Origin of the sequence: Rhodococcus sp. PvR044 (genome assembly GCF_040548995.1) — a bacterium.
GTDB classification, from domain to species: domain Bacteria; phylum Actinomycetota; class Actinomycetes; order Mycobacteriales; family Mycobacteriaceae; genus Rhodococcus_G; species Rhodococcus_G oryzae.
In genome coordinates, this window is record NZ_JBEPSX010000003.1 from 281,654 (window position 1) to 296,723 (window position 15,070).

General features: G+C 69.0%; 15 protein-coding genes. 7 read left to right on the top strand and 8 right to left on the bottom strand.

Going from position 1 to position 15,070, the window contains the following annotated elements; all coding sequences use genetic code 11:
* Window positions 1–3: 3 nt before the first annotated feature.
* Both ABIC28_RS09905 and ABIC28_RS09910 read left to right on the top strand, forming a co-directional pair.
* A complete protein-coding gene (locus ABIC28_RS09905) occupies window positions 4–999 on the top strand; it encodes an amidohydrolase family protein (protein WP_097212821.1) in 996 nt (331 codons plus the stop codon).
* Between the two features lie 215 nt (window positions 1,000–1,214).
* A complete protein-coding gene (locus ABIC28_RS09910) occupies window positions 1,215–2,555 on the top strand; it encodes an MFS transporter (RefSeq protein ID WP_097212822.1) in 1,341 nt (446 codons plus the stop codon).
* 82 nt (window positions 2,556–2,637) lie between these two features.
* Here ABIC28_RS09910 and ABIC28_RS09915 read toward each other — a convergent pair whose 3' ends face one another.
* The 4 genes from ABIC28_RS09915 to ABIC28_RS09930 all read right to left on the bottom strand — a co-directional run bounded on the left by ABIC28_RS09915 (window position 2,638) and on the right by ABIC28_RS09930 (window position 5,880).
* Window positions 2,638–3,570 carry a LysR substrate-binding domain-containing protein gene (locus ABIC28_RS09915; protein ID WP_097212823.1) on the bottom strand — a complete coding sequence of 311 codons (933 nt, stop codon included), beginning with the start codon at window positions 3,568–3,570 and terminating at the stop codon, window positions 2,638–2,640.
* Between the two features lie 87 nt (window positions 3,571–3,657).
* The gene (locus ABIC28_RS09920; protein ID WP_245221063.1) at window positions 3,658–4,587 is read right to left on the bottom strand and encodes an alpha/beta hydrolase; all 930 of its coding nucleotides are present in this window, start codon (window positions 4,585–4,587) and stop codon (window positions 3,658–3,660) included.
* Window positions 4,588–4,759: 172 nt separating this feature from the next.
* Window positions 4,760–5,434 (bottom strand): Crp/Fnr family transcriptional regulator, encoded by a 675-nt coding sequence (locus ABIC28_RS09925; RefSeq protein ID WP_077043064.1) that lies wholly within the window; start codon window positions 5,432–5,434, stop codon window positions 4,760–4,762.
* A 179-nt stretch (window positions 5,435–5,613) separates the two neighbouring features.
* Entirely contained in the window at window positions 5,614–5,880 is a 267-nt protein-coding gene (locus ABIC28_RS09930) for a hypothetical protein (RefSeq protein ID WP_097212824.1), read from the bottom strand.
* 185 nt (window positions 5,881–6,065) lie between these two features.
* Between ABIC28_RS09930 and nth the strand changes: the two genes are divergently transcribed.
* Genes nth through ABIC28_RS09950 form a run of 4 tightly spaced genes read left to right on the top strand, consistent with a single transcriptional unit; the run spans window position 6,066 to window position 9,337 of the window.
* A complete protein-coding gene (gene nth / locus ABIC28_RS09935) occupies window positions 6,066–6,746 on the top strand; it encodes an endonuclease III (RefSeq protein ID WP_097212970.1) in 681 nt (226 codons plus the stop codon).
* A 7-nt stretch (window positions 6,747–6,753) separates the two neighbouring features.
* Window positions 6,754–7,428, top strand: coding sequence for a TlpA family protein disulfide reductase (locus tag ABIC28_RS09940; RefSeq protein WP_097212825.1), 675 nt, complete (start codon window positions 6,754–6,756; stop codon window positions 7,426–7,428).
* A 14-nt stretch (window positions 7,429–7,442) separates the two neighbouring features.
* Window positions 7,443–8,150, top strand: coding sequence for an NUDIX hydrolase (locus tag ABIC28_RS09945; RefSeq protein ID WP_097212972.1), 708 nt, complete (start codon window positions 7,443–7,445; stop codon window positions 8,148–8,150).
* Window positions 8,147–9,337 carry a MarP family serine protease gene (locus ABIC28_RS09950; protein WP_097212826.1) on the top strand — a complete coding sequence of 397 codons (1,191 nt, stop codon included), beginning with the start codon at window positions 8,147–8,149 and terminating at the stop codon, window positions 9,335–9,337. Before ABIC28_RS09945 ends, ABIC28_RS09950 begins: the two co-directional genes overlap by 4 nt.
* A gap of 62 nt (window positions 9,338–9,399) precedes the next feature.
* Here the strand turns inward: ABIC28_RS09950 and ABIC28_RS09955 are convergent, their stop codons facing one another.
* The 3 genes from ABIC28_RS09955 to nhaA are packed head-to-tail and all read right to left on the bottom strand — an operon-like array spanning window position 9,400 to window position 12,160.
* Window positions 9,400–10,329 carry an alpha/beta fold hydrolase gene (locus ABIC28_RS09955; RefSeq protein WP_097212827.1) on the bottom strand — a complete coding sequence of 310 codons (930 nt, stop codon included), beginning with the start codon at window positions 10,327–10,329 and terminating at the stop codon, window positions 9,400–9,402.
* 33 nt (window positions 10,330–10,362) lie between these two features.
* Window positions 10,363–10,896 (bottom strand): phage holin family protein, encoded by a 534-nt coding sequence (locus ABIC28_RS09960; protein ID WP_077043945.1) that lies wholly within the window; start codon window positions 10,894–10,896, stop codon window positions 10,363–10,365.
* Window positions 10,889–12,160, bottom strand: a complete 1,272-nt coding sequence (gene nhaA, locus ABIC28_RS09965) for a Na+/H+ antiporter NhaA (protein ID WP_354578638.1) — start codon at window positions 12,158–12,160, stop codon at window positions 10,889–10,891. The genes ABIC28_RS09960 and nhaA overlap by 8 nt, the downstream gene beginning before the upstream one ends.
* Before the next feature lie 208 nt (window positions 12,161–12,368).
* Here nhaA and ABIC28_RS09970 point away from each other — a divergent pair, with 208 nt between their 5' ends.
* A complete protein-coding gene (locus ABIC28_RS09970) occupies window positions 12,369–13,769 on the top strand; it encodes an MFS transporter (RefSeq protein WP_097212831.1) in 1,401 nt (466 codons plus the stop codon).
* Here the strand turns inward: ABIC28_RS09970 and ABIC28_RS09975 are convergent.
* Window positions 13,766–14,953, bottom strand: a complete 1,188-nt coding sequence (locus ABIC28_RS09975) for a trypsin-like peptidase domain-containing protein (protein WP_354578641.1) — start codon at window positions 14,951–14,953, stop codon at window positions 13,766–13,768. The genes ABIC28_RS09970 and ABIC28_RS09975 overlap by 4 nt on opposite strands.
* Window positions 14,954–15,070: the final 117 nt, after the last annotated feature.

Consider the following 15,070-nt stretch of genomic DNA (forward strand, 5'->3'; position numbering starts at 1 on the left):
GAGGTGAGCGGAATGATCGACGTCCACACCCACTACGTGCCGAACGGCTGGCCCGACCTGACGGCGGTGGCGGGTCCGGAGGCGCCATGGCTGCGGATCGAGTCCGAGTCCGAGGCGATGATCATGATGGGCACGAAGGAGTTCCGCCGGATCCAGGCGGACTGCTGGGATGCCGAGATCCGGCTGCGGGACATGGACGCGGACGGTGTCCGTACCCAGGTGGTCTCGCCGACCCCGGCATTCTTCAACTACGGCCGGACCGGCGAGCAGGGCGAGCGGATCGCACGGATCTTCAACGACCTGGCGCTGGAGATCGTCGCGCCTGCCGCGGATCGGCTGATCCCGTTCTGTCAGGTTCCGTTGCAGGACACCGATGCCGCGTGCCGCGAGCTCGAGCGGTGCGTCGCCAACGGACATCGGGGCGTCGAGATCGGCAACCACGTCGGCGACCTGGACCTCGACAGCGAGGGCGTGGTCACCTTCCTGCAGCACTGCGCCTCACTGGGGGTGCCGGTGTTCGTGCACCCGTGGGACATGGCGAACTCCCCTCGGTTGGATCGGTGGATGGCGCAGTGGCTCACCGCGATGCCTGCCGAGACCCACCTCTCGATACTGGCGTTGATACTCGGCGGCGTGTTCGACCGGATCGACGAGAGTCTGAAGATCGGATTCGCGCATGGCGGTGGATCTTTCGCCTTCTGGCTGGGGAGGATGGAGAACGCCTGGCACGGGCGCAACGACGTGATCGGAACGTCCGAATTCCCGCCGTCGCACTACCTCGGGCGCTTCTATGTCGACTCCGTGGTCTTCGACGAACGGGCGCTGCGGCTGCTGGTCGACACGGTCGGTGTCGAGCGGGTGATGGTCGGCAGCGACTACCCCTATCCGCTCGGGGAACGTCCGGTCGGAGAGGTGGTGCGCAAGAGTGAGTTCCTCGATGATGCTGCACGGCAACTCATTTCCCGCGGCAATGCCGAGCGGTTCCTGGGGCTGAGCTGACCGGCCGGTGGGCGGGCCTGCAGGCTGTGCGGTACCGATCCTGTTATATCGAAATAGGTATGGCAGATCAGCAAATCGGCATTTGTGTGTCATGGCTCACAGGGTGAGACTGTGATCGTCACCGCTTCCCGCCCTCGGTCCCTCGATGAGCGGAACTTCGACTCGCGCGGCTATCGCAATCACATTCGCTGTCTCCCAACATGATAGGTCCCACGATGAACGAGAACCCGGAACACCGTCCCGGCCCTGCCGCGGCGGCTCGCAGCCGGGTGGCCATGGCCACCCTCGCGGGCACGACGCTCGAGTGGTACGACTTCTTCCTCTACGGCACCGCAGCAGCGCTCATCTTCAACAAGCAGTTCTTCCCCAGCCTGAGCCCGACGGTGGGCACCCTCGCCGCGTTCAGCACCTTCGCGGTCGGCTTCATCGCGCGGCCCCTTGGCGGCCTGGTGTTCGGGCACTTCGGTGACCGCATCGGTCGCAAGGCGACACTGGTCGTATCGCTGGTGATGATGGGCGTCGGATCCACGCTCATCGGTCTCATCCCCAACTACGACTCGATCGGCTTCTGGGCCCCGGTCCTGCTGGTCGCGATGCGGATCGTGCAGGGCATCGGTCTCGGCGGCGAGGGCGCGGGCGCCACCCTGATGTCGATGGAGCATGCGCCCGAGGGCAAGAAGAACCTCTATGCCGGGTTCCCGCAGATGGGCACCCCAGCCGGACTCGTGCTCGCCAACGCCATCTTCCTGACGACGAACGCGGTGCTGTCGGATGAGGCCTTCGAGTCGTGGGGCTGGCGCATCCCGTTCCTGCTGAGTTTCGTGCTGGTCGCGATCGGCCTCGTGATCAGGCTGCGGGTGACCGAATCTCCCTCGTTCGCAGGCATTCTCGAGAAGGGCGACGTGGTCCGCTTCCCGCTGAAGGAGTCGCTCAAGGTCGGGTTCCCCCGGCTTTCGCTGACCCTGCTCGCGGTGGTGGCCAACTCCGCGGTCGCGTACGCCTTCATGGTGTTCACGCTCTCCTATGGCACCCAGCACCTGGGATATGACAAGCAGTTCCTGGTGCTCAGCGTGACCGCCGCCGCCGTGTTGTGGTTCGCGACGATCCCGGTGTGGACGACGGTCGCGGACCGCTACGGCAGGCGGACGATGTTCATCGCGGGGTCGGCGGCCATCCTGCTGTGGTGCATCGCGTTCTTCCCGTTGCTCAACACCGAGAACTCGGTGCTCGCGGTGATCGCCTTCCTCGGGATGGGCCTGATCATTCCCGTCACGCACTGCGTGCAGGGCAGCATCATCGCGGACACCTTCCCGGCCCGGGTGCGCTACTCCGGATCGTCGCTCATCCTGCAGACCGCGGCCATCCTCGGTGGTGGGCTCGCGCCGATGATCTCGACGGCGCTGCTGAATGCGACCGGTTCCTCGGTCGGTGTCACCTGGTACCTGGTGGTCATCTGCTCGATCAGTCTGGCCGGTGCGATCGCGCTGTTCCGGCTCGTCCCGTCGAGCTCGAGGGGGCCGGAGTTCCCGGCCGCTGCGGAGCGCGCACACGTGTAGGCCGCATCCGTCCAGGCGCATTCGACGAGCCGCTCACCCGACGGGTGGGCGGCTCGTCGCTGTTCGGTGTCGGGGGAGCGGCTCACCGATCTGTCGGTGCGATCTCCGCCGCGATGCGGCGCAGGTTGCCGACGAGCGCCTCGGCCGAAGGGCTGAGGGTGCGTCCGGGAGAGAGTGTGATCCCGACGCGGTGCCCGATCGGATCCAGCGTCACCGGGAGGGTGGTGAGCCGAGCGTCGTCGCGCGGGATCAGGCTCGGCAGCACCGCGATCATGTCGGTCTCGATGAGCAGTTGGCGGACGGTGAGAAACGAGGTTGCCTCGACCCGGTTCTCGGGCAACGGCATACCGTTCCTGGCGAAGAACTCCTCGAGTTCGCGGCGCAGCGAGGTCTCGACACCCGGCAGGATCCAGGGGTAGTCGGCCAGGTCCGCGAGGGTCAGGCCGTCGAGCTCGGCCAGTGGGTGGTGTGCGCGGGTGACCAGTTCCACCGATTCCTCGTAGAGGGTGTCGCGGATGGCGGACTGGTCGGTGGGGGAGGTGAGCCGGCCCACGATCAGGTCGACACGGCCGGCCTCGAGCTCGACGAGCAGCGTCTCCGGGGTTCCCTCGCGCACGATCACCGTGAGCAGCGGTCGTTCCACCTTCAGGCGCGCGATGGCTCCCGGGAGCAGGACGTTCGATCCGGCGAGGTGGGTGCCGACCACCACGGTCCCGCGATCGGCGTCGGCCAGCTCGACCACATGCCTGCCGGCCTGGGTCAGCTGTGCGATGACGGCCCTCGCGTGCGAGGTGAAGGCCTCGCCGAAGATCGTCGGCGTGATGCCGCGCGGCCCGCGCTCGTACAGCTCCACGCCGAGAATCGACTCGAGGTCGTGCAGGCTGCGGGTGGCCACGGGCTGGGTCACGTGGAGTGCGGCGGCCGCGCCGACCACACTGCCCTGCCGGGTCAGCGCGTCGACAAGCACCAGGTGCCGGAGCTTGAGGCGGCCATCGAGGAGTCGGGGCGTGTCCATGTCGCCGAGCCTATCGGGATTCGACCCGCGGAAATAGCTGAAACTGATAGTTCATGGTCCTCGCTATACCTGTTTTGCTATACCCGCCTATCCCGCAGGTGAGCGCTGCTCCGCGAGTCCGTTGATCAAGCCGACGAGGGCGCGATTGAGCGCCGTCGTGGAGTCGGCCAGATCGAGAAAGATGTCGTAGTGGTTGCGATCGGAAACCACGAGCAGGTCGCAGGGTGAGTGCTCCGCCCAGGCGTCGTGGAACCGGTGGGTCTGCATGAGGAACCCGGCGCCGTCGTGTTCCGCAACGGCGATCACGGCCGCAGGTCCGGGTCCGTCCGCATGGAGCAATGGGCTCAACCCGTGCGCCCGCTCGATGTCTAGTTCGAGCCACTCGTTCGCGAACGAGTCGACGAGCGGGCGGAGGTCGAACAGTCCGCTGATCGGCATGGCGCCACGCACGACGGTCTCGGGCAGGCCGAGCTCACGCTGCCAGCCCGAGACCATGACGGCGCCGGTGAGGTGCCCTCCGGCGGAACTGCCGCCGACGACGATGCGATCGGGGTCGAGCCCATGGCCGGCGCCGTGGTGGTAGACCCATGCGACCGCCGCTCGGACCTGGCGAACGATTTCCTCGAGCGTCGTCTCCGGCGCGAGACCGTAGTCGACAGTGACTGTGGCGATCCCCTCCGAGTCTAGGGCGCGCGCCATGAAGGCCGTGTGGTGTCGGGAAAGGGCGCGCCAGTACCCGCCGTGGATGGCGATGAATACCGGCCGGGGGTCGTCGGAGATTCCCCAGACGTCCAGTTTTTGTTGGCTGTGCGGGTCGTAGTAGATGTCGGTGAATCCGCGCAGGCCCTGTACCGCGCTCTCGGATCGGGCGAGGTATTCGCCGATGATCTCGTCGAAAAGCTCTGGCGACACGGTGTTTCGGACGTTGTACTCGACGTCGGTCTGCGGATCGGACATCGGATGCTCGGTCTGGATACCTCCGTTGCGGCGGATCTCCACCCTCGACCTGCTTCCCATCGCTGTGACCCTCCCTGTCGAACCCGGCAAGGTCAATACTGCGGTCCCGGTCTCATGCCTGTCGAATGCAAAGCTTGCTCGCTGCCATGCCAGTTTGGCTATAGGAGTTGGGGTCAACGCAAAATCGGCCACCCCGGGGATCCGGGATGGCCGATTCGTGCGTGTGGGGGAGTTACCGGGCCCGTCGGGCCAGACGCTCCGAGTCGGAGATCAGCACGCTCTTGCCCTCGAGCCGCAGCCAGCCGCGGTGCGCGAAGTCGGCGAGCGCCTTGTTCACGGTCTCGCGGGAGGCGCCGACCAGCTGGGCGATCTCTTCCTGGGTGAGGTCGTGCGTCACGCGCAGCGACCCGGCCTCCTGGGTGCCGAAGCGCTGGGCGAGCTGCAGCAGCGCCTTGGCGACACGGCCGGGGACGTCGGTGAAGATCAGGTCAGCGAGGTTGTTGTTGGTGCGGCGCAGGCGACGGGCCAGCACGCGCAGCAGCTGCTCCGCGATCTCGGGGCGCTGATCGATCCACGACTTGAGGGCATCGCGGTCCATCTGCACCGCGCGGACCTCGGTGACCGTGGTGGCGGTGGAGGTACGCGGACCCGGGTCGAAGATCGAGAGCTCGCCGAACATGTCGGACGGGCCCATGATCGTGAGCAGGTTCTCGCGACCGTCGGGGGAGCGGCGTCCGAGCTTGATCTTGCCGGACACGATGATGTACAGCCGGTCGCCGGGCTCGCCCTCGTTGAAGATCACGTGCCCGCGCGGGAAGTCGACAGGCTGCAGCTGCTTGACCAGCGCGGCCACCGCCGACGGCTCGACTCCCTGGAAGATTCCGGCTCTGGCCAGGATCTCGTCCACGTGTGCTCCTTCTTCGGGTCGTTGGGGGACGCCATCGTGTGGTCTCCCCCGACGTGATCGACGCACGATCGCGTCGACCTATCGTTGAGTACTCGCTGGAAGTCTATCGTCCCGACGTCGAAGACTAGTGACCGACGCCACGCGCCGCACGCCGAACGGGGCCCGACACTCCGAAAAGGTCAGCTCGCGCGCTGCTCCGGCGCCTGCGATTCGTCCTCGTCCTCATCCTCGGCGCCGCGCTTGCGGCGGAGGTGGAACCGGGCGAGCGCCCGCGGCAGCCCCTCGTTGGCGAGGGTGGCGACGTCGGCATGACTCGCCTTGTCCAGGAACTCCTGGACCTCCTGCTCACGCACGGTCAGTCGGCGCAGCCGGAACTCCACCCGCTCCATTGCCAGTGCAAAAAGAATGAGCAGCACTGGGAAGAGCACCACAGCCAGTCCTTGCATACCGGGTAGTAAACACGGCGTTTGTCTCAGAAGCGAAACGATGTCCAGTTCCGTTTGGCACCGTCCGTAGAGTTGGTCCGGTGTCCACCACCGCATCGCAGACCCCGGGCCCGCGTGGGGCGGCGCCGACCTCGCGACCGGCAAAGGAGGAGACCCGCCTCGGCCTCGTGCGCCGGGCGCGGCGGATGTACCGCACGCTGACCGTGGCGTTCCCGCACGTCTACTGCGAGCTCGACTTCACCACCCCGCTCGAGCTGTCGGTGGCGACGATTCTGTCCGCGCAATGCACTGACGTGCGGGTTAACCAGGTGACGCCCGCGCTCTTCGCCCGATACCGGACCGCCCGCGACTACGCCGAGGCGGATCGAACGGAGCTGGAGGAGTACATCCGGAGCACCGGCTTCTACCGGAACAAGACTAACTCGATCATCGGGCTCGGGCAGGCGCTGCTCGAGCGATACGACGGCGAGGTCCCTGGCGACCTGAAGAATCTGGTGACGCTGCCGGGCTTCGGCAGGAAGACGGCCAACGTGGTCCTCGGGAACGCGTTCGGTGTGCCGGGTATCACCGTCGACACCCACTTCGGCAGGCTTGTCCGGCGGTGGGGCTGGACGCAGGAGGAGGACCCGGTGAAGGTCGAGCACGCGATCGGCGAGCTCATCCCGCGCAAGGAGTGGACCGACCTCTCGCACCGGGTGATCTTCCACGGCCGCCGGGTCTGCCACGCGAAGAAGCCGGCATGTGGGGTGTGCCTGCTGGCCAAGGACTGTCCCTCCTACGGCATCGGGACCACCGACCCGGTGGCCGCTGCGGCCCTGGTGAAGGGCCCCGAAACCGAACATCTGCTCGAGCTGGCGGGTCGGTGAGCTGACCGTGCGATTGTCGAACACCGGCCGGTGGAGCCTGGCCGCACTCGTCGTCGTGGTGGCCCTGATCGTCGCGATCTGGCCGCGGGGCGACTCGGACGAGACCGGATCGCGCGGCTATGCGGACTCCATCGGCAACTCCACCGTCGCGCCGCAGGAGCGGGCCCCCGGCGACACGCCCGAGGCGCTGGCAGGCGTGCGCGCCGAGGCCGCGCTGAGTGCCTGCCCCACTCCCACACCCGGCGCTGTCCCGGCCGGACCGCTGGCCGGGATCAGGCTCGAGTGCCTCTCCGACGGTGGCAGGATCGACGTCGGTGCCGCGCTGGCGGGCAAGCCCGCGTTGGTCAACCTCTGGGCCTACTGGTGTGGGCCCTGCGCCAGGGAATTGCCGGCCCTGCAGGAGTACGCGGACCGCGCCGGGGACGCCGTCACCGTGCTGACCGTCCACCAGGACCCCAAGGAAGGGAACGCGTTGTCCGCGCTGACCGAATACGGCGTGCACCTGCCGGGCGTACAGGACGGCACGGGCAAGATCGCCGCGGCCGTCGGGGCGCCGAACGTGCTGCCCGTGACCGTGATGGTCCGGGCCGACGGCACCGTCGCAGGGGTACTGCCGGTGCCGTTCGATAGTGCAGACCAGATCGCCGCGGCGGTGCACGAGAAGCTGGGCGTGAGCGCGTGAGCGAGACCAACCACCTGCCGCCGGAATGGCTGCGCCGGGTCTCGACGCTGCCGCCGTCGGACACCAATTCCGTCAACCCCGTGCTGCTGCGGCGGGCGCCGAGCGGAGTGCAGGCGCGCGAGGCTGCGGTGCTGGTGCTCTTCGGTGGTTCCCCCGAGGCCGATCCCATCGCCGTCGGTGGCCTACCCGAGGACGCCGACCTGCTGCTGCTCCAACGCGCCTCCACCCTCCGGCAGCACGGCGGCCAGATCGCCTTTCCCGGCGGCGCCAGTGATCCGGAGGACGACGGACCCGTCGGGACCGCGCTGCGGGAGGCGGAGGAGGAGACCGGGCTCGACCCGGCCGGGGTGCGCACCCTCGCGGTACTGCCGGGGATCTTCGTCCCGCCCTCGGGCTTCGACGTGACGCCGGTGATCGGGTACTGGGATCGCCCCACCCCGGTCCGTGCGGTGGACCTCGCCGAGACCGAGCGGGTTGCCCGGGTGCCGATGCGCACCCTGCTCGACCCGGACAACCGCTTCCAGGTCCGGCACCGGCTCGGATACCAGGGCCCGGCGTTCCTGGTCGACGACATGCTCGTGTGGGGCTTCACCGCGGGCGTGCTGGCCGGGCTCATCGCGATCTCCGGCTGGGAGATCGAATGGGACCGCTCCGACATCCGCGACCTCGAGGTCGCGCTGGCAGAGGTGGAGGCGGGGATCGTGGAGGTACACGAGCGATGACCGGTTCAGCCTGGATCGACCTCGCGATCCTCGCGATCGCCGTTCTCGCGGCCACGTCGGGATGGCGGCACGGGGCGGTCGCGTCCGCGCTCGCGTTCTTCGGCGTCGTGCTCGGTGCGGTCGCGGGGATCCTGATCGCGCCGCACGTGCTGGTGCACGTCGACGAGGGGCGGATGCGCGTGCTCGCGGGCATCACCCTGATCGTCGTGCTGGTGGTCATCGGCGAGGTCGCGGGCATGGTGCTCGGCCGCGCCGCCCGCGGCGGCATGCACAGCCCGGTCGCGCGGTCGGTGGACAGCGTCATCGGTGCCGGCCTGCAGTTGACCGCCGTCCTGGTCGCCGCGTGGCTGCTGGCCATCCCGCTGACCGCGTCCTCGCAACCGGAGGTCGCGAGCGCGGTGCGCGGGTCGCGGGTTCTGACGCAGGTCGACGAGTACGCCCCGAGTTGGATGCGCAGGCTGCCGGACGAGTTCTCGGCGCTGCTGGACACCTCCGGGCTGCCCGACGTGATCGGGCCGTTCGGCCGCACCCCGATCGCCGTCGTCGAGGCGCCCGACCCCGGCGTGCTGCGTAGTCCGGTCGCGCAGCGGCTGCAGACCAGCGTGCTCCGGGTGCGCGGGGTGGCGCCGAGCTGCCAGCGCGCGCTCGAGGGGTCCGGTTTCGTGGTGGCCCCGGAGCGGGTCATGACCAACGCGCACGTCGTGGCGGGGACGACCGGGGTCTCGGTGGACACCGCGGACGGGCCGCTGGACGCCGAGGTGGTGCTCTTCGATCCGGCCGTCGACGTCGCGGTGCTGGCGGTGCCCGGCCTGCGCGCCCCGGTGCTGCCGTTCGCTCCGGGGGCGGCCGCGAGCGGGGACAGCGCGATCGTCCTCGGCTACCCGGGCGGCGGTCCGTACACGGCCAGCGCGGCCAGGGTGCGGGAGACCCTGGATCTGACCGGCCCCGACATCTACCGCGCCGCCGAGGTCGAGCGCGAGGTGTACACGGTGCGCGGCTCGATCCGTCAGGGCAATTCCGGGGGACCGTTGGTCGACGAGCAGGGTCAGGTGCTCGGCGTCGTGTTCGGCGCGGCAGTGGACAACAGCGACACCGGCTTCGTGCTCACCGCCGAGGAGGTCTCGCGCCAGCTGGCGGGGGCCTCCGCGGCGAGCAGCGCCGTCAACACGGGTGGCTGCATCCTCTAGGCGGCTTCGCCGCCCGTGAGTCCTTCTGGCCCCTGTGCGGGCCAGAAGGACTCACGGGCGCGTCAGCGCTTCAGGAACTCCGTCAGCGCGGCGGTCACCTCGGCCGGTCGTTCCTGGTGGGCGAAGTGGCCGGCGCCCGCGATGGTGTGCAGGCTCCGACCCGGTGCCCACCTGGTGTCGCGGCGCAACGCGGCTGCCAGCACGTACGGGTCCTGGTCCCCGTGGATCTGCAGCACCGGGATGGTCATCACCTGGTTCATCGCCTTCATGAACCGGCGGCCGTCGGGCCGCCACTGGCTGCGGAACGCCCAGCGCTGGTACTCCAGCGAGCAGTGCGCGGCGCCCGGGATCTGGATCGCGGACCTGGCCCGCTCGACGACCTCGGCGAACTCCTCGGTCTGCGGCCATTCCGGACCGGATCGGCCGCGCAGCAGCCTCTCGACCTCGGCGCCGTCCTCGCGGGTCAACGCCCGCTCCGGCCGCCACGGCAGCTGGCAGCGCAGGAACGCAGGCAGGAAGGCGGACCGCTGGGCCCGGTCGGCCAGCACCGATCGCTTGAGCGCGATCGGATGCGGCGAGCTGACGAGGGCGATCGAGCGCACCAGCCGTGGATGCAGCACCGCCGTCGCCCAGCACACCAGGCCTCCGTCGGCGTGGCCGACGAGCGTGGCCTCGGTGTGGCCGAGGGCGCGGATCAGACCGGCAACGTCACCGGCCAGGGTCCAGCCGTCGTAGCCGCGCGGCGGCTTGTCACTGTCCCCGTAGCCGCGCAGATCCAACGCGACCGCGCGGTAGCCGGCGTCCGCGAGGGCCGTCAACTGATGTCGCCAGGACCACCAGAAGTCGGCGAAGCCGTGCAGCAGGACGACCAGCGGTGCACCGGGGTCGGACGGGCCCGCCTCGACCGCGTGGAAGCGGATGCCGTTGGCGTGCACGTCGCGGTGCTGCCACGGGCCGTCGAATCGGACTGTGGAGGGATCCGGGTAGGTCACGGGAGGGGTGATGCTCTCGGTTCGACGCCGGGGCTACGGCGCGGTCCGGCGGGCGTACTCGCCGGGCGTGTAGTCGCCGTGCTTGTAGCTCGACTCCGCGGCGTTCGGCAGCACCGTCGCGGCCTGCCGGAGCGAGTCGATGGTCTTCTCCGGGGCACGCAGCTTGCGCACCCGCAGGTAGCCGAACAGCGCCAGCACCGCTGTGGTCACCACCATCAGCAGGAACACGATGAGGAACGCGAGCCAGCGCGGCGTCCAGACGGCGAGGGTCTCGGCGAGGAAGAAGAAAAAGAAGAAGGAGCTGAACAGCAGGACGGTGAGCGCGAGGAGGAAGAACAGCGAGCCCTGCAGGCCCTTCTTGACCTCGCTGGTCACCTCGGCCTTGGCGAGCGCCACCTCGGCGCGGACCAGGGTGGAGACCTGCGTGGTCGCGTCTTTGACCAGGTTCCCGATGCTGGCGGTACCGGGGGCGTGCGCATCGACGTCGGTGAGCGGGATCGACGTGATGGTGTTGGGCACCCCGTCCCCGGTCAGCCGGTCGTATCTGTCGCCGTTGCGGTCACTGATGCTCACGTCTGCGCCCCTCCAGTGTGTCGTCGTCCGGCTCGCCGGAATGTGGTCGTTTCTGACCGGTCGCGGAACCGGCCGCGGTGGCGCGCGCCTGGTGGACGCGCCCCCGGCGTAACAGTAGCGCCGAGCCGATCAGCGACGCCGTCAGCGAGGTCAACAGGACCGCAGCCTTCGCCGTCTCCACCTCGGCTCCTTCGAGCGCGAGTTCGGCCACCAGAAGGCTAACGGTGAACCCGATCGCACCGAGCACCGACAGCGCGAACATGTCGCGGAAGCCGAGGTTTCCCGGCTTCGTGGCGATGCCGAGCCGGACCGCGGCCCACGAGACGCCGAAGATGCCGACGGTCTTGCCGACCAGCAGGCCCAGGATGATCGCCAGCGCGATGCGGTCGGTGAACATCGACTCGAGCACCTCTGGACCCAGCGGGACCCCGGAGGCGAACAGGGCGAACACCGGCACGCAGAACCCGGCGGAGAACGGCTGGATCCGGTGCTCGAGCCGGGTCGCGGGGGCCTCCGCCTCGCCCGGGTCCTTGCGCACCCTGGTCAGCAGTCCGATGGCGACGCCCGCGAGGGTGGCGTGGATGCCCGCCTCGTGCATCGAGTACCAGGCGAGCAATGCCAGCGGGACGTACAGCAGCGGGGTGGTGATCCGCCGGTGCTGCGCGTACGCGTAGACGGCCAGGCAGGCGACCGCGCCGAGCAGCCACAGCATCGCGATCGAGGTGGTGAACAGCGCGGCGATGATGATGATCGCGAGCAGGTCGTCGACGACCGCGAGGCTGAGCAGGAACACCCTGGCGCTGGCCGGGATCCTCGACCCGGTCAGCGCGAGCACGCCGAGGGCGAAGGCGATGTCGGTGGCGACCGGGATCGCCCAGGCCTTCTCGATGCCGGGGGTGCCCCAGCCGACCGCCAGCGCGATCAGCGCGGGCAGGATCACGCCGCCGACCGCCGCGATGATCGGCAGCAGGGCCTTCTTGCGGTCGGCGAGCTCGCCGACGACCAACTCGCGTTTGAGCTCGAGGCCCGCGACGAAGAAGAACACCGCCAGCAGGCCGTCCTGGGCCCAGGTGTTCAGGCTCAGGTTCAGATGGATCGCGCTCGGCCCGACCTGAAAGTCCCGCAGGGCGGTGTAGGCGTCGGCCCACGGGGAGTTCGCCCAGATGACCGCGACGGCCGCCGCCACCAGCAGGATCGACCCTCCGACGGTCTCGGTGCGCAGATAGCGGGTCAGTTCGGAGCGGAGCGGTTGGATCACGTCAGGTTCTCCCGAAGGTCGCGGGCGTACAGGTGTGCCATGTGCCGACCAGACTTCCCGGCGCTCCGATGGCAGCTTAACGCGATCTTGATACCGCTCGGCGCAAACACCTCGCGCTGGATTGCCCCGGAAACGGCGGGAGTGATCTGCTTCCTGAGGTTTGGGCGGCGGATGTCCATTCCGTGGAACAGGTGTGCAGGAGAATCGGATGAGCAAAGCCCCGGACGTGCTGGTCGACGAGGCGGTTGCCGCGAAGGACGCGGTGCCCCGTAGTCGGATCGTGGTGGCCAGCATGATCGGCACCTCGATCGAGTTCTACGACTTCTACATCTATGCGACAGCGGCGGTCTCGGTCTTCCCGCACCTGTTCTTCCCCAAGGGGAACGGCACCACCGCGCTGCTGGCCTCGCTGGCCACCTTCGGCCTCGCGTTCGTCGCCCGTCCGCTCGGCTCGATCGTGTTCGGCCACTACGGCGACCGGATCGGCCGCAAGGCCACCCTGGTCGGATCGCTGCTCACCATGGGCATCGCGACGTTCGTCATCGGGCTGCTGCCGACATACCACTCGGTCGGGCTCATCGCCCCCGCGCTGCTGGCCCTGATGCGTTTCTGCCAGGGCCTCGGGCTCGGTGGCGAATGGTCGGGGGCGGCGCTGCTCGCGACCGAGACGGCGAAGTCCGGCAAGCGGGCCTGGGCGGCGATGTGGCCGCAGCTCGGCGCGCCGATCGGGTTCTTCCTGGCCAACGGGCTGTTCCTGATCATCACCCTGTTCATGGGCCACGACAACGCGAACCCCGACCTGGACAGCGCATTCCTGACCTGGGGCTGGCGAATCCCGTTCCTGCTCAGCGCGATCATGGTGATCATCGGCCTGTACGTGCGGCTGAAGCTGGAGGAGACCCCGGTCTTCGCGCGCGCCGTCGAGCGCGGCGAGAAGGTCAAGACCCCGCTGGCGACGGTGTTCAAGACGAGCTGGCGTCAGCTGATCATCGGCACCTTCGTGATGCTCGCGACGTACACCCTCTTCTACATCATGACCACCTGGGTGCTGAGCTACGGCACCGGAAAGACCGTCGCCGCAGGCGGCACCGGGCTCGGCTTCAAGTACTCGGATTTCCTTGTGCTGCAACTGATCGCCGTGTTGTTCTTCGCGGCGGGCGTGCCCATCACCGGCTGGCTCGCGGACCGGTACGGTCGGCGCATCACCCTGCTGGTCGCCACCGGCGCGATCATGGTCTTCGGGCTGACGTTCTCGGTGGCCCTCGACCCCGAGAAGATGACCGACGCTCGGATGCTGGTCTTCCTCATCGTCGGAATGCTGTTGATGGGCTTCACCTTCGGCCCCATGAGTGCGGTGCTGCCGGAGCTGTTCCCGACCAATGTGCGCTACACCGGCTCGGGTATCGCCTACAACACGGCGAGCATCCTGGGTGCGGCGGTGGCGCCGTTCATCGCGACCTGGCTCGCGACCAGTTACGGCGTCGGCTGGGTCGGCATCTACCTGCTCGCGGCGGGCGCCCTGACGTTCGTCGCGCTGCTGGTGATGCGTGAGACCAAGGACACCTCGCTGGACGCGCCCGAGCTCGATCCGCGCGGGGCCGAGCTCTAGGCCTGAACCGTCCGCCGGATCACCACCACCACGCCTGCGCTCACCGCCAGCAGGACCGCAAGGGCGGCGAGCAGGCCCCAGTTCGGGCCCGAGTCGGATGGCGCCGCGTCCCCGTACAGATCCCGCTCCTGTTCGGCGCCGGCCCGGAGTTCCGCCGCCCCCGGATAGCCAGGGGCGAGGGTCAGCACCTGGTCGAAGTCGGCGATGGCGGCGGTGTAGTTGCCGTCGTAGTAGTGCTCGATCCCCGCGCGGTAGGCGGTGTCGGCAGGCCCGAGAGCCGGGGTGACGCCCTTCTCGCGCATCAGATCCGTGAGTCCGCGCGCCGGGGCGACGAAGGCGAACGGCTGTGTCTGCCCATGGATTCCGAAGCTGTTGACCCCGACCGCCACGCCGCCGAGGTCGGCGGTGGGGCCTCCGCTCATGGCCTCGGACACCTCCGCGTCGGTCTGGTAGACCGGGACGATTCCGGTGGCCTTCTTGGCGCTGATCTCGCCGCCCGATACCGCGGGCCGTAGCGACGGCTCGGCCGCGGTATCGGTGTTGCCGGGGAATCCGGCCGACACCACCGGCGTGCCCAGGTCGACGCCGTCATCGGTGCTCAGCTCGGCGGCCGCAAGGCCACCCCGCTGGACCTTGAGCAACGCGACATCCCCCGCGGTGAGCGGCACCAGGCCGGTGACCTCGGCGGGGAGTGCCTCGCCCTCGGCGGTCCCACCGGCGATCACGGTCATGGCGGTGGTTGGGCTCGATCCGGGCTCGTCGCCCTCGACCCGCCAGTTCGACTGGGCGGTCTCGTTCACGAGCGCGGGATCGAGGGTGGGGATCACGTGCACCGCCCAGTCGACCGCGGTTCGCAGGAGGGCCTCGCGGGCGCCCTCGGCGCAGTGGCCTGCCGTGGCCACCCAGCCGTCCGGGTTGACGACGAATCCGCTACAGCGCCAGCCGGTTACGAAGGGGTCTACCTTGATCGGCCGGCCGTCGGGAAAGCGGACCCAGCCCCTGACCTCCGCCTTGACCAGGACGACGGACGGGGTGACGAGGGCCGCCGCGCGTTGCTCCGGGCTCGGCACGGGACGTTCGGGGGATTCCTGGTCGCCGAGCGCGACGGCGGGGGAGCCGACGAGCGCCGCGAGCAGCAGCACGAGCAGGGCGGCGAACCTCGTTCGCCGGCGCCGATCAGGCATGACGGTCTCCGTTCGAGCTCGGACCCGCGGCTCACCCGTGAGCGTCACTCGGCTCGGCACTCGTCATGAATGGGACTGTGGGCCATCGCTGACGGACCCATGGTAGGCCAATCCGGC

What these genes read in the sequence shown, in the direction of transcription:
- ABIC28_RS09915 (WP_097212823.1), bottom strand. Translation starts at nt 3,570, where the DNA reads ATGGACACGCCCCGACTCCTCGATGGCCGCCTCAAGCTCCGGCACCTG.
- ABIC28_RS09930 (WP_097212824.1), bottom strand. Translation starts at nt 5,880, where the DNA reads ATGCAAGGACTGGCTGTGGTGCTCTTCCCAGTGCTGCTCATTCTTTTT.
- nth (WP_097212970.1), top strand. Translation starts at nt 6,066, where the DNA reads ATGTACCGCACGCTGACCGTGGCGTTCCCGCACGTCTACTGCGAGCTC.
- ABIC28_RS09975 (WP_354578641.1), bottom strand. Translation starts at nt 14,953, where the DNA reads ATGCCTGATCGGCGCCGGCGAACGAGGTTCGCCGCCCTGCTCGTGCTG.
- ABIC28_RS09920 (WP_245221063.1), bottom strand. Translation starts at nt 4,587, where the DNA reads ATGGGAAGCAGGTCGAGGGTGGAGATCCGCCGCAACGGAGGTATCCAG.
- ABIC28_RS09950 (WP_097212826.1), top strand. Translation starts at nt 8,147, where the DNA reads ATGACCGGTTCAGCCTGGATCGACCTCGCGATCCTCGCGATCGCCGTT.
- ABIC28_RS09910 (WP_097212822.1), top strand. Translation starts at nt 1,215, where the DNA reads ATGAACGAGAACCCGGAACACCGTCCCGGCCCTGCCGCGGCGGCTCGC.
- ABIC28_RS09970 (WP_097212831.1), top strand. Translation starts at nt 12,369, where the DNA reads ATGAGCAAAGCCCCGGACGTGCTGGTCGACGAGGCGGTTGCCGCGAAG.